This window comes from Koromonas humicola (assembly GCF_059726255.1).
The window spans coordinates 300,071-313,231 of the sequence record NZ_AP040873.1; the positions used below are offsets into that span (position 1 = coordinate 300,071).

Annotated in this window: 10 protein-coding genes; 6 read left to right on the forward strand and 4 right to left on the reverse strand. The window is 56.7% G+C overall.

Annotation, left to right across the window (positions count from 1 at the left end; all coding sequences use genetic code 11):
* Nucleotides 1-326 precede the first annotated feature (326 nt).
* The 3 genes from AC6IZD_RS01280 (at nucleotide 327) to AC6IZD_RS01290 (ending at nucleotide 4,572) form a co-directional block, all read left to right on the forward strand.
* A complete protein-coding gene (locus AC6IZD_RS01280) occupies nucleotides 327-2,066 on the forward strand; it encodes a TldD/PmbA family protein (RefSeq protein ID WP_497785869.1) in 1,740 nt (579 codons plus the stop codon).
* Complete coding sequence (locus AC6IZD_RS01285; RefSeq protein WP_497785870.1) at nucleotides 2,066-3,712, forward strand: metallopeptidase TldD-related protein; 1,647 nt, start codon at nucleotides 2,066-2,068, stop codon at nucleotides 3,710-3,712. Before AC6IZD_RS01280 ends, AC6IZD_RS01285 begins: the two co-directional genes overlap by 1 nt.
* A 137-nt stretch (nucleotides 3,713-3,849) precedes the next feature.
* A complete protein-coding gene (locus AC6IZD_RS01290) occupies nucleotides 3,850-4,572 on the forward strand; it encodes an RNA methyltransferase (RefSeq protein WP_497785871.1) in 723 nt (240 codons plus the stop codon).
* 207 nt (nucleotides 4,573-4,779) lie between these two features.
* On the opposite strand, the gene egtD is transcribed toward AC6IZD_RS01290, so the two are convergent.
* The 3 genes from egtD to AC6IZD_RS01305 form a co-directional block, all read right to left on the reverse strand.
* The gene (egtD, locus tag AC6IZD_RS01295) at nucleotides 4,780-5,739 is read right to left on the reverse strand and encodes an L-histidine N(alpha)-methyltransferase (protein ID WP_497785872.1); all 960 of its coding nucleotides are present in this window, start codon (nucleotides 5,737-5,739) and stop codon (nucleotides 4,780-4,782) included.
* The gene (gene egtB, locus AC6IZD_RS01300; RefSeq protein WP_497785873.1) at nucleotides 5,729-7,036 is read right to left on the reverse strand and encodes an ergothioneine biosynthesis protein EgtB; all 1,308 of its coding nucleotides are present in this window, start codon (nucleotides 7,034-7,036) and stop codon (nucleotides 5,729-5,731) included. Before egtB ends, egtD begins: the two co-directional genes overlap by 11 nt.
* Before the next feature lie 87 nt (nucleotides 7,037-7,123).
* Nucleotides 7,124-8,752, reverse strand: a complete 1,629-nt coding sequence (locus AC6IZD_RS01305) for a two-component system sensor histidine kinase NtrB (protein WP_497785874.1) — start codon at nucleotides 8,750-8,752, stop codon at nucleotides 7,124-7,126.
* A gap of 279 nt (nucleotides 8,753-9,031) precedes the next feature.
* Between AC6IZD_RS01305 and AC6IZD_RS01310 the strand changes: the two genes are divergently transcribed.
* Together AC6IZD_RS01310 and kdsB are read left to right on the forward strand one after the other, a co-directional pair.
* Entirely contained in the window at nucleotides 9,032-10,717 is a 1,686-nt protein-coding gene (locus AC6IZD_RS01310) for an OmpA family protein (protein WP_497785875.1), read from the forward strand.
* 213 nt (nucleotides 10,718-10,930) lie between these two features.
* A complete protein-coding gene (gene kdsB, locus AC6IZD_RS01315) occupies nucleotides 10,931-11,659 on the forward strand; it encodes a 3-deoxy-manno-octulosonate cytidylyltransferase (RefSeq protein WP_497787547.1) in 729 nt (242 codons plus the stop codon).
* A 60-nt stretch (nucleotides 11,660-11,719) separates the two neighbouring features.
* On the opposite strand, the gene AC6IZD_RS01320 is transcribed toward kdsB, so the two are convergent.
* Complete coding sequence (locus AC6IZD_RS01320; protein ID WP_497785876.1) at nucleotides 11,720-12,151, reverse strand: hypothetical protein; 432 nt, start codon at nucleotides 12,149-12,151, stop codon at nucleotides 11,720-11,722.
* A 71-nt stretch (nucleotides 12,152-12,222) separates the two neighbouring features.
* On the opposite strand from AC6IZD_RS01320, the gene AC6IZD_RS01325 reads away from it, so the two are divergent.
* Entirely contained in the window at nucleotides 12,223-13,140 is a 918-nt protein-coding gene (locus tag AC6IZD_RS01325) for a polyphosphate kinase 2 family protein (protein WP_497785877.1), read from the forward strand.
* Nucleotides 13,141-13,161 lie beyond the last annotated feature (21 nt).

Genomic DNA, 13,161 nt, shown 5'->3' on the forward strand with positions numbered 1-13,161 from the left:
GAGAGGGGTGGTGTAGCCGTGCTCTCCCACCTTAGCCGCGCAAAAAACGCGCGTCGAAGGTGGGGCACCCGCGGACAGCAGCGACGCAAGAATCCAGAAACCGCATTAGTCAACGATTGCTTACGAGAGGCCACCTTCGGGTGGCCTTTTTTATCGCTGGCGACTACGGCTTTCCCCTCGCTTCGCGGCCGAAGATACCTGTAAGCGCCAAATCTTCTGTGCGTTTGCGGTACTCTGCTTTTACACTTCAAGATGGAGAGTCAACTCTCAACTGATTGACGGTAAACGGGCCATTCGTTCTGGCGGTAGGGAGACAAATACCTGAAATGAAAAAACTCATTCGCGCCTGTTGCCTGGCAGGACTTGTCGCAATAATGTGTGGCGGTCCACAGGCTTGGGCGTCGTCTTTACCCGCGGGAAAGCAAGATGTTGTTCTCGTCAGCATGGGACGGGAACTGCAGCGCGCCAACACCGAGCTGGGGAAGCTATCGCCTTCTCCTTATTACATCAGCTACACGGTATATGACCAGCAGGTCGCGATGTCTGTCGGAATTAACGGCACTCTCGTGACGAGCACAGCCGGGCGGAAGCGCACGGCTGATGTCATTATGCGAGTTGGCACACCGAGCCTCGACAATGCACACGGCGAGTCGCGCCCATCAGCAATTCACAGCGACACACTGCCTGTGGATGATGATGCAAATGCGATTGAGCACGGGTTGTGGCGATTGACTTACAGCGAATATCGCAAGGCCTCTTCGGCATTTCTGAATGTGCAGACCAAGTCACAGGTGAAGGCTAAGGAAGACGATCTTTCGGCCGACTTCAGCAAGGAACCCGCACAGGTCCACGAAGAATACAAGGAAGTAGCGCCCGCGCCGGAGCAGAAGGAAATGGATGCGTTCGTGCGGCGCTTCTCGGCGGCATTCAAAAAGTATCCCTACATTTATTCGTCGGGCGTGCTGGTTACGGGTGAGAAGAAGTTGCGACGCTTCGTTTCAAGCGAAGGCGGAAAGGTCGTAACGCCGGAGACGGTGCTGCGTGTCGTGATTCAGGCGGAGACTCGCGCCGATGATGGCATGGAGTTGATGCGAGTTGAGACATTCCAGGCCGATTCGCTGAGTAAGCTTCCCTCGGCAGAAGAGATCGACGCCAAGGTTGAGCAGATGGCGAAGGACCTGAAGGCGCTGCGCGAAGCTCCGGTAGCCGAGCCATACGATGGACCTGCATTGCTCTCGGGGCGCGCGTCGGGCGTGTTCTTCCATGAAGTACTGGGACACAGGCTGGAAGGCCAAAGGCAGCGCGGCGACGAAGAAGGTCAGACTTTCACGAAGAAACTGAACCAAGCCGTGCTTCCGGAATTTCTTTCGGTGGCGGATGACCCCACACAGCGCAGCTTGAATGGCACGCGGTTGGCGGGTTGGTATGAGTATGACGATGAGGGTGTTCCGGCAGCAAAGGTTGAGGTTATCAAGAACGGCATTCTGCGGAACTTCCTGTTGTCGCGTATGCCAATCGACGGATTTGATCGCTCCAACGGTCACGGACGTGCGCAAGCTGGATACATGCCGGTGGGACGTCAGGGAAACCTGATCGTGACATCGACGCACGCGGTGAACGATTCGGAACTTCGGCAGAAGTTGCTGGACGAAGTGAAAAAGCAGGGCAAGCCTTACGGACTGTACTTCGAAGACATTCAGGGTGGATTCACGCTGACGCAGCGTTCAGCGCCACAGGCTTTCCAGGTGCTGCCAGTGATGGTGTGGCGAGTGTACGCCGATGGGCGTCCTGATGAGTTGGTGCGCGGAGTGGATATAGTTGGCACGCCACTCGCGGCGATGACGCGCATTGTGGTCACCGGCGATAAATCAGCGGTGTTCAACGGCGTTTGCGGTGCAGAGTCGGGTGGAGTTGCTGTATCGGCCGCGGCACCGGCAATCTTGTTCTCTGAAATCGAAGTGCAGAAGCGGGCGCACTCGAAAGAACGTCTGCCCATCCTGCCGCCGCCGGGCTTTGAGCAGCAGCAGGAAGTCAAGACGCAAGTACACACCGGGGGGCAGCACTAATGAAGAAGCTAACAACAAGATGGATGCTCCTGGCGTCAACGATTCTTTGCGCAGCCATGATGTTTGGGACGGACGCAAAGAGCACACAGACGGAAGACCCGATCCTGCGTGATCTGCAAACGGAGATGGAGCGCTCGAAAACGCAGCTCCGCTTGGAGAATATGTCCACGCCGTACTTCATTGACTACCGCGTGGTGGACATCGATCAGTGGGAGGCCGACGTTGCATTGGGCGGTGTGCGTGTGGAGTCTCGGGGGCGAGTGCGATTCCTGCTGGTGCAAGTAAGACTCGGCGATTACAAACAGGACAATTCGAGCGCCAGAGGCGAAGGCACCATGGAAGTAGTGCCGCTCGATAGCGACTCGCAGGCGTTCCGTTTCCAGGTGTGGAGCGCGACGGACAAGGCTTACAAGCAGGCTGTCGAAGCTCTGACGGACAAGCAGGCGCGACTGAAACAATTGACCATCGATCATCCAGTGGATGACTTTGCACATGCGGAACCCGTGCAGTCGATTGGGCCGACGGTGGAATTGAAGTTCGAACGCGAACCGTGGCTGAAGATGTTGAGGGAAGCCACAGGGCTTTACACGAAAGATCCGAAGTTGCAGTTCCTCGGTTCGACTGCGAACTTTAGGGCTGTGAACCGGTATTACGTGAACTCCGAAGGCACCGTGGTGCGAAGCGGAGAAGAGCTATATCACATGTCGATCAGCGGAACGACGCAGGCTGAGGATGGCATGCGCCTGGATCGCGCAACGGGCTTCACCGCCACGTCTTTGCACGACTTGCCGTCCGCGGACGTGGTTCAGAAGCGCACGCTGAAGCTGCTTGAGGCGTTGAGCAAACTGCGAGAAGCTCCGCTGGCTGACGAGGATTATCACGGCCCGGTGTTGGTTTCCGCAGACTCGGCCTCGACCGTGTTTGAATCCTTGATGGGCGAGAACCTGCGCGGCATCAAGCCTGAGTTGGGACAGAATGCGCGTGTTCGCGGACAGTTCGCAAGCAGCTACAAGACCCGCGTGCTGCCGGAGTTTCTGACAGTAGTGGACGACCCAACGCTCGCCACGATGAAGGGCAAGGCGCTACTCGGTCACTACGATGTGGACGATGAAGGCGTGAAGGCGAAACCGGTGTCGCTGGTAGATAAAGGCGTGCTGGTGAGCTATCTGATGGGACGCGAACCAATCCGCGATTTCCCAACTTCGAACGGACACGGGCGTGCTTACCTTCCATTGAGTTGGCCATCACCAGCAGTGGGCAACCTCGTGGTGAAAGCAGAGAATGCCGTGACGCCGGAAGAACTAAAAGCGAAGCTGATCGCTATGTGCAAGGATCGCGGTCTTGAGTACGGCTACTTTGTTGAGACCATGGGAGGGCCTCGCAATCCGCGCGTGCTGTATCGCGTGTGGGCCAACGATGGACATGAGGAACTGGTGCGCGGCGGGGTGTTCGGCGATCTCGACCAGCGCTCGATGCGCAGCGGGATCATCGCGGCGGGGAACGACGAATATGTCGACAACGAAGCCATGCCAATTCCGCACAGTGTCGTGGCTCCATCAGTACTATTTGATGATCTGGAAGTGAAGCGCCAGACATCGAACAAAGACAAGCTGCCGGAGTATTCGGCACCGGCGGTCACGAAGTAATAGATCGCGCGTAAGCAAACAGGCCCTCATCCGAACAGGACGAGGGTCTTTCTATTTGTGCCGCGCATCGGGCTACAATCGTCTTTTGCTACTGCAAGCGTGAGGGACTTCTGCATACACCTGTTGGTTCATTGGTCGTGCAACCGTGGTTCGAGCAACTGCGCATAGTGCTGGTGCGTCCGCGAAACCCGCTGAACATCGGGGCGGCGGCGAGGGCGATGAGCAATTTTGGGTTTACACACATGCGGCTTGTTTCCCCATGGGAGCCGTCGTATCACGAAGCACGCTCGGCTGTGGGACCCGCGTCGGATGTGTTGCAGAATTCGCAGGTGTACGCGTCGGTGTCTGAGGCCGTTGCGGACTGCAGTTTGGTAGTCGGCACGACGGCGGTGGGCGCAAGAGAATTGCAGCATCCGGTGCAGATTCTGGAGCACGGTGCAGAGCTGATGAAGCAACAGTTGGCGACTGCTCCGGTTGCGCTGTTGTTTGGTTCCGAAAAGACTGGACTGTCGAATGACGAGTTGAGCTACTGCCATTGGCTGATGCGAATCCCAACCAGAGATCAACATATATCGATGAATTTGGGGCAGGCGGTGGCGGTGTGCGCGTATGAGTTAGCGCGCGGTGCTGGCAAGGCGTCACGACGAGGCATTCCGGCCGCGGCAGAGGCCGCGGATGTTGAGCGCCTGACGCAGTTGCTGTTCGAAAGCCTGCGAAACAGCGGGTACATGGGCGAGGCAGGGCAGGATGCGGCGCTGGAGAAACTGCGCCGGCTGGTGAGGCGAGCAACTATCGAAAAGGGTGACGCGGAAGTGTGGCTCGGAATGATGAGAAAGATTCTTTGGAGGACACGGCAGTAAGTCGCGGGCGCTGGACGCTTATTTGCCGGACTTGGCGGATTGGCGGTTAGTGAGCTGGGACGGCGCGAAGATTGACGCGCTGGCGGGGATCCTTCGCCTGCGGCTCAGGATTACAGACCCCTCCAATGCGAAGCAGAGCAGGTAGGAGCTGCAGCAAATAAAATCCCACTCTTAGTTCAAGGGTGGGATTTTGACGTTAAGCGAGGATCAGCGCACGCGGAAGAGGCTGAGTGTGAACCAATCACGGTCGTCGCACCAGAATCGCTCGATTTGGAAGCCGCCATTCCTGGCAAGCGATTCAATCATCGGCAAGGTGAATTTGTAGCTGTTTTCGGTGTGGATGGATTCTCCGGTCTCGAAAGGGATGACGAGGTCGAGAGCGTTGATGTTGACCCGCTGAGCACAGAGGCTTTCGAGATGCATTTCGATGCGCGAGTCATGTTCGTTCCACGCGATGCGATGCGCGAATCGGCTGAGGTCGAAGTCAGCATCGAATTCGCGGTTGATGCGCGCAAGAACGTTCAAGTTGAATTTTGCCGTGACTCCAGCCGGATCGTCATAGGCACGAAGCAGAATGTCGACAGGCTTGCGCATGTCGGTGCCGAGGAGTATCGAGTCTCCGGGTAAGAGCGAAGAACGCAAACGTCGCAAAAGGGCGCAAGCCGCCATCGGCTCGAAGTTGCCAATGCTGGAGCCGATGTAGAGGACAAGCTTACGTCCCGGAATCTGCGCGAGAGCCGACGTGTGCTGGGTGTAGTCGAGCACGAGTGGATGCACGGAGATCTGTGGAAGTTCAGAGTGAACGCGAGCGTGCGCCACTTCGAGAGCGAATTCAGATACATCGACAGGTATGAATGTAACCGAGTGGTGCTGTTCGAGTGCGGCGCGGAGGACGAGCATTGTCTTCTTCGCCGTTCCCGCACCCAGTTCGATGATGGTGGATGCACCTCCGGCGGCTCGCACCATGTCGGCGGCGTGCTGTTCGAAGATGGCTTGCTCAGTCGCAGTGAGATAGTACTCAGGCTGTTCGGTGATCTGCTCGAAAAGCTCGGAGCCAGTCGCGTCATAGAAGAGCTTCGGTGGAAGTCGCTTGGGACGCGCCGTAAGCCCGTGCAGCACATCACGCGCATTCCCGTCAATTGAAAGTACGGATGGATTAACGCTCATCGTTGGCGAGCCTCACTCCCATAAATTGCCAGCGTGCATGGGGCGGGAAAAAGTTGCGATAGGTTGCACGAATGTGTGAGGCGGAAGTCGCAAACGATCCTCCACGAAGGACAAACTGGTTACACATGAACTTTCCGTTGTATTCGCCTACGGCACCTGCGGCGGGGCGGAAGCCGGGATAGGCGAGATACGCGGAGCCGGTCCATTCCCAGATATCGCCATACAGTTGCTCCTCCTCAATTGGCGAGTCGGATTGCGCGGGACGAACGTCGAGAGCGAATTCGTCGAGCAGGTTTCCTGCGATCTTGCGATCACGCGCAGCTTGCTCCCATTCGGTTTCGAGTGGAAGGCGCGCATGTGCCCAGCGGGCGAAAGCATCGGCTTCGTAGAAACTGAGGTGCTTAACGGGCGCAGCGAGATTCAGAGGATTCATGCCGCGAAGACCAAACTCAAACCATTGATCATCCTTCTGATCCCAATAGAACGGCGCATGCCAGCCTTCACGATTCACGGTGTCCCATCCATCTGAAAGCCAAAGCTCCGCGCGCTGGTAGCCGCGATCCTTGATGAAATCGAGATACTCGGCGTTGGTGGCAAGGCGCGAAGCGAGGCGGTACGGCGCTAGATAAGCCTTGAAACGCGGACGTTCGTTATCGAAAGCGAAGTAATCGTCGGAAGCTCCGAACTCATACGTGCCGCCGGGATGCGAGATCCAGCGCAAGGGTGTCGCATTGCTGGCAGAGGCCGAAGGAAACGGGATGATGGTGTCGTCGGCAGGCGCGGGTGAGTAGGCGGGCCGCAGAGGCTGCGTCCAAAAGGCGTGCAAGATGTCGGTGAGCAGCAGTTCCTGATGCTGCTGCTCGTGATTCATCCCGAGCTCGATGAATGCGGCTAGTTGCGGCGAAAACTCACGCGACATTAGGCGCTGCATAGCTTCGTCGACGTGATCGCGATATTGCAGGACATTGCGGAACGATGGACGAGAAAATGTTCCGCGCTGCGAGCGTAGGGGATGGCCTCCGAGCGCCTTGTAATACGAATTGAAGAGAATGCGATATTCGGGGTTGAAGATGCGGTAGCCGCTGAGTTGTTCGGAGAGGATGAAGGTTTCGAAAAACCACGTGGTGTGCGCCATGTGCCACTTCGCAGGACTCGCGTCGGGCATGGACTGCACCATGGCATCTTCTTCTGAGAGCGGTTCGGCGAGGCGGAGCGTGGTAGCGCGAACCTGGTTGAAACGTTCAAGAAGAGAGGTGCCAGAATGAAGTGGAATTGTGCCGGGAGTTATGGAAGCCAAAGGAAACCTCCACCCCTTTGGATACGAATAGCGGGGCCAGTAATCAGATGCGCTGGGGAGCGGGATGGTTCCATTGGATTGAGCTAATCAGGCGGCGGCTGGGTAAGGTGATGAAGAGGCGGCCTCATCGGCTGGAAGCGATATGGTGAATCTTGTGCCGTGGAACTGTCCGCAGCGACTGCGTACGTGAATGCTGCCATTGTGTTTCTGCACGATGCCGGATGTTACCCAGAGGCCGAGTCCGGTGCCGCGCTCCCCTTTGGTTGTGAAAAACGGTTCGAAGATACGCTCCATGTTGGCGTGGTCTATCCCGGGGCCGTTATCAATGAAGTCAATGCGCACAGATTTGCCTATTTGTGCGACGCGGATACATATCCTGCCTCCGGAGGTTAGTGCGTCGCAGGAATTGCTGACGAGATTTGCAAAAACCTGACGCAGATCGCTTGCAATGCCAACAATGTGCACCGGGGTGTTGCAGACGAGTTCGATTCCGATATTGCGCCTTGATAATTGGGTTTTGTAGATCGCGATAGCGCTTTCGATGATCTGATAGAGTTCGAGATTAACGGCCTCGGAACTGCCGCGGTGAAATGCAAGTGTGCTTTGCACGATGTGGCCAATGCGCTCGAGTTCGCGGACGCTGAGGTTGGCGAGTTCCTGCAGATCGGGACTCAAGCTCGGGGTGTGGGCGAGGATGTAGTTGAGGTTCATCACAGACGACAGCGGGTTGTTGATCTCGTGAGCAATCGTGGCAGCCATGCGTCCGGTGATGGCCAGCTTTTCGGAACGCCGCATAGCTTCCTCGGCGAGTCGACGAGTGGTTACATCCATATTGACGCCAACCATGCGAACAGCCCTTCCGGACTGGTCATAGATGGGCGATCCGCGGCTCATCAGCCATCGCGTTTTACCGTTCGGAGTGACGATTCGGAACTCCGCGTCGTAGTCAGTGTGCTCGCGAATAGCGCCATCAATGACCTGGGTGAGATGGGCTCGGTCTTCGGAATGTACCAATTGCATCACCCCGCTGGAGTCGAGGAGATGCATGTCCTCGTGGCGCAGACCGTACACAGCTTCGGCATTGCCGGACCACTTGATGGCGGAGTTGAGCAGATCGCGATCCCAGAAAACCATTCCGGTTGCCATGCGGCCTGCGAGCTCGGAGCTGATCTTCTCGATGCGAAGCAGCCCAGCATTGGCCTGTTCTAATTCCTGGCGAACGGCATTCTGCTGGCGGGCAGCACCGGCCAGAGCCATTGCCTTTGGAACCAAGCTAGGGAGAGAGAAAGCAGTAACGAGCGAGGCGATTGCCGTGACGATCTTGATGTCGGCGGCGAGCCAATACAAGGGCCGCCAGATAGTGACGACCTCCATCAGGTGGGTTAAGCCGCAGGCCACGATGAAAAGGCCGAATGCCAGGAACATCCAGGAGAATGGGATGTCACCTCGAGCACGGTTGACAAGGTAGGCGAGAGTTGCAGAGATTGCGATGTATGCCAGCCCTATTGCAACGTCCGACGCGACATTGGCGCAAATGAGATCGGGCGTATTCAGGTAGCAGAAACGATGAGGCAGAAAGTCGGAAGAGACAGCACGCGTGAGCAACGACGGCCAGAGCAGAAATGGGAGCAGCGATGAAAGGACTACCAGTGCGACGAACGGGCCGAAGAGTTTCTTGCCGCTAATGGCGGGCTTTGTCTGTGGAAGTGTGCTCATTACATCCTGGAGCGACCTGAAGTGTAGAGTGCAGTCGAGATGCTGAGCCTTACTACTGAGGCAAATCAACAAGGCAGCTCAACTCACATTGGCACTCGTAGATAGATGCAGAAAACCAATTAGCGAGTGGCTGAAAGTAGAAAATCTAATCCTGAATCATAAGATTTACTCATGCGATTGCGGGCAATCGCCCGCCACAGTGGCAACATCGTCACTGAAAGTCTCATCTCTCTAGGTGCGAACAAGATAGATATCTATAGATGGAAGCAGGAGAGATCTATGCGCGGGTTTTGGATCCTTGCTGGTCTTTCGATTTGCACCATGATGGCGGCGGCGCAAGACGTTCAACAGAACGTTACGCCGATGGAGAAAACTCCCGTGTATCGAGTGAACGTAGTGGCCCGCTCGGTTCCGGCAGTGAACTATCGTCATCGCAATTCGACAAGAATCGATTTCAGGGGAACGAGTTTGATGCCGGACGGTGCCGGCGAGGCAAAAGTCGAGAGCAAGGCAGGACGGCTCGAGATTGATGCAGAGTTCAAGAACGTGCGGAACCCAAACTACTACGGGCCCGAGTATCTGACTTATGTTCTTTGGGCGATTACGCCTGAAGGGCGTCCGGTGAACCTGGGTGAGGTAGTGCCAAACGACAAGCACGAAGTGCGTATTCGCGTGACTGCAAATCTGCAGGCATTCGGCATGATCGTGACAGCCGAGCCGTACTTCGCAGTGACACGGCCGAGCAACATGACGGTGCTGGAAAACGAACTTCGTCGTGACACAAAGGGGTGGGAGCAGCCAGTTACGGCCAAGTACGAAGCCACCGAGAAGGGCGAATACACGGTGGATCTGGCGAGCAATCAACTCCCAGCTTCGAACCTCACACCGCAGCAAGCCCACCGGACTCCGCTGACATTGCTTGAGGCTCGAAATGCAGTGGCGATTGCGAAAGCAACGGGAGCTCAACAGTACGCTCCGGATGCGCTGGCACGAGCAGAAGACTTCCTGAACCGTGGCGAAGATTACATGCGCCGCAAGCAGTCGTCTTCGGCAATTGGCACGGTGGCACGGGGAGCAGCACAGGCTGCAGAAGATGCACGCATTCTGACTATCCGGCGGAAGGCTGATGCGGAAGCGCAGGCACGCCAGAGGGCAGTGGAAGAACAGGCCAGAGAAGCTACTGAGCGCGCACACACAGAGCAGGCTCGTGCGGAAGACGCCCGGCAAGCCGCATTGCAAGCTCAGCAGGAACGTCAGGCCGCAGAGCAAGCCAAGGCTGAAGCAGTGCAGGCTCAACAACAGGCCGAAGCAGCGCGTCAGGCAGCACTGGCTCAACAGCAAGCTCTAGCCGCGCAGGCCCAGACGGCGGAGCAGCGAGCTCAACAGGAATCGCTACGAGCTCAGCAAGCCGAGCAGGATCGGGAGCAGATTCGGCAGCGCCTTATGACTCAGTTGAACCAGGTGCTGCAAACGCGCGACACGGCTCGTGGCTTGATTGTGAATATGAGCGATGTGCTGTTCGATCTGGATCGCTCGACCCTGAAGCCGGGAGCAAAGGTTCGGTTGGCGAAGGTGGCCGGGATCATCCAAGCGTACCCGGATCTGAAGCTGCAGATCGAGGGGTATACAGATTCAACGGGGACGATGGAACACAATCAGGAGCTTTCGGAACGCCGCGCCGCAGCGGTACGGGACTTCCTGATCTCACAGGGAGTGAGCGCGAATAACGTGTCGGCGCAGGGATTGGGGCCATCGAACCCGGTCGCTACGAACGCTACACCACAGGGTCGGCAGATGAATCGTCGGGTGGACCTGGTGGTGAATGGCGAATCCATCAATGCTCAGCGGAGAGTTCCGGAGCAGGGAAATCAGAATGCGCCTGCTATGGGTGCTCCGGTGACCTCTAATCCGAGAGAGCCGGTCGCACCGCAACCTCAGCCACAACCACAGGCGGAGCAGAGGTAAGGGATGTTTGGCAGGTGAAGTTTACTCTCCCACCTTAGCCGCGCACAGAACGCGCGTCGAAGGTGGGGCACCCGATTGCACACCCACGTATCTTAAAAGAGGGCCGATGTGGGTGATAAATGACAGTTGAGTGTAGGTGGCGCGAGCTTTAGGGCTCGCGCTTTTTGTTGCGGGTACTTGAAAAGAAGGTGGGTGAGACTTGAAACTGTTGCGATGCAAGCTGTCGCTATTATTCCCTCTCGAATTGCCTCTACCCGGCTGCCAAGGAAACCGCTTCGTGAAATTCTTGGTAAGCCGATGATTCAGCGCGTGTATGAAGCAGCACGCGCATGCAAGAAACTCAGCGACGTGATCGTCGCGACGGATTCGGACGAGATTTTCGCGCTGTGCGAGAAGAACGGCTGGAACGTGCGGATGACTTCTGCGGAGTGCCGAAGTGGTACGGATCGCGTCCGGGAAGTGGCGCAGACGGTTGCAGCCGACATCTATGTAAACGTGCAGGGCGATGAGCCACTGGCGCGTCCGGAGCATTTGGATGCGCTGCTTTCGGCGATGAAGCCGGGAGTGGAAGTCGGCACCGTGTACACACCTTGTGTGGCGGAAGATGTGGCGAATCCGAATGCGGTGAAGATTGTCACGGCTCTGAACGGGCGTGCACTTTATTTCTCGCGGGCGACGGTTCCGTTTGATCGTGATCGCAGGGGCGATGTGCGGTACTTCAAGCACCTGGGGTTCTATGCGTACACGAAGCGGGCGTTGGACCAATTCTGCACGTGGCCGGAATCGGAGCTCGAACGCAGCGAACGTCTAGAGCAGTTGCGGTTCCTCGATCACGGGGTTGATATCTACGCGGCGGAGACGCCGTTTGATACCGTGGGCGTAGACACAGAGGACGATCTGCGCAGGGTGGAGGAGATCCTGCGCAGGGAAGGCAGAGCGTAAGATCGCGGATCGCTTAATCGCCCCGATCAGGTCCAAGGAGACTTGATCGGGGCGTCACGGCTACTTCACTTCGAGCGAAATCTGTGCTTTTTGCGAATGTCCGGCGCCGTCATCGGCCGTGAGCGTGTAGGTAGTGCTCTTTTTGGGACTGACATCGACGCAGCGGTTCATGGAGGGCCAGACGTTTTCGATCGGTGGTTCGAAAGCCACGTTTTTCGCGTTGACCACGCCATAGCAGATTTGGGCGGTCTCTCCCTTGTGAAGGACGGCGGGAGAAGCGAACACGGCGGTGATCTTCAGTTGGTTGCCGCCGTTTAATTCAACATCTTTGCGGGCGCGCTCAAGTTCTCGCTCGGCAGCGGCATGTTGCGCTTCGCGAGCGGCGTTCCATCGAGAATAAAATATCCATCCAACATAGATGGCCACGATGGCAACAATGATGGGCATGAGAAGTGGGACGCGTTGAAAGAAGGTTTTTCGGGGCTCGGTCATTTTGGTTTCGACGCCGTTGAAACAGGCTTTGTGAATTGTAACGCGGGTAATGCAGCGCGGAGGATCGCTGGATGAAGCAAGAGAAAAGGCTGAATTCGCTGGCTACGCGGTACAGAATTGATCGGGGAAAGAAATTTCGGTTGAGCGATTTCGATCCGTCAGATACGGCAGGGCTCTCCGACAACTTCAAGGATGACTCGAATGAACTGCTGCAACGCTCGACGGAAGAGATGGCCGAGTTGCAGGACATGCTTTATGCGCAGGACCGCTGGGCGCTACTGCTGATTTTTCAGGCGATGGATGCCGCAGGCAAAGACGGAACGATTAAGCATGTGATGAGCGGAGTGAATCCGCAGGGATGCCAAGTGTATTCGTTCAAGTCGCCTTCAACTGAAGAACTGGATCACGGGTACCTTTGGCGCACCTCGAAGAGTATGCCATCGCGAGGACATATAGGAATCTTCAACCGGTCGTACTACGAAGAAGTGCTGGTGGTGAAGGTGCACCCGGAACTGCTGGCGGCGGAGAGGATTCCAGAACAATGCGTAGACGATGATATCTGGAAGGAAAGATACGAGGACATCTGCGCATTCGAACGATATTCGGCCAGGAATGGTACGGCGATCCGAAAATTCTTCCTGAACGTTAGCAAGCAGGAGCAGAAGAGCCGATTCCTGTCGCGGCTCGAGGAACCGGAAAAGAACTGGAAATTTTCCGCGGCCGATGTGCGCGAACGCGAGTTCTGGGATGAGTACCAGGATGCCTATGAACAGATGATTCGACATACGGCTACGGCAGAGGCTCCGTGGATCGTAGTTCCGGCAGACAACAAGTGGTTTGCGCGGTTGGTGGTTTCATCGGTAATTGTCGATGCGCTGAAAGAGATGAAGCTGTCCTATCCCGAGGTGAGTGCCGAGAAGCGAAAGGAGTTGGACGCAGCCCGGAAGGAGTTGGAAGGCAACAACAAGGGCAAGTCCAAGAAGTCGTGAGTCCGGAGGATGGAAAAGAGC

Coding starts and splice junctions, on each gene's coding strand:
- AC6IZD_RS01280 (WP_497785869.1), top strand. CDS start 327: ATGAAAAAACTCATTCGCGCCTGTTGCCTGGCAGGACTTGTCGCAATA.
- AC6IZD_RS01285 (WP_497785870.1), top strand. CDS start 2,066: ATGAAGAAGCTAACAACAAGATGGATGCTCCTGGCGTCAACGATTCTT.
- egtD (WP_497785872.1), bottom strand. CDS start 5,739: ATGAGCGTTAATCCATCCGTACTTTCAATTGACGGGAATGCGCGTGAT.
- AC6IZD_RS01305 (WP_497785874.1), bottom strand. CDS start 8,752: ATGAGCACACTTCCACAGACAAAGCCCGCCATTAGCGGCAAGAAACTC.
- AC6IZD_RS01310 (WP_497785875.1), top strand. CDS start 9,032: ATGCGCGGGTTTTGGATCCTTGCTGGTCTTTCGATTTGCACCATGATG.
- kdsB (WP_497787547.1), top strand. CDS start 10,931: ATGCAAGCTGTCGCTATTATTCCCTCTCGAATTGCCTCTACCCGGCTG.
- AC6IZD_RS01320 (WP_497785876.1), bottom strand. CDS start 12,151: ATGACCGAGCCCCGAAAAACCTTCTTTCAACGCGTCCCACTTCTCATG.
- AC6IZD_RS01325 (WP_497785877.1), top strand. CDS start 12,223: ATGAAGCAAGAGAAAAGGCTGAATTCGCTGGCTACGCGGTACAGAATT.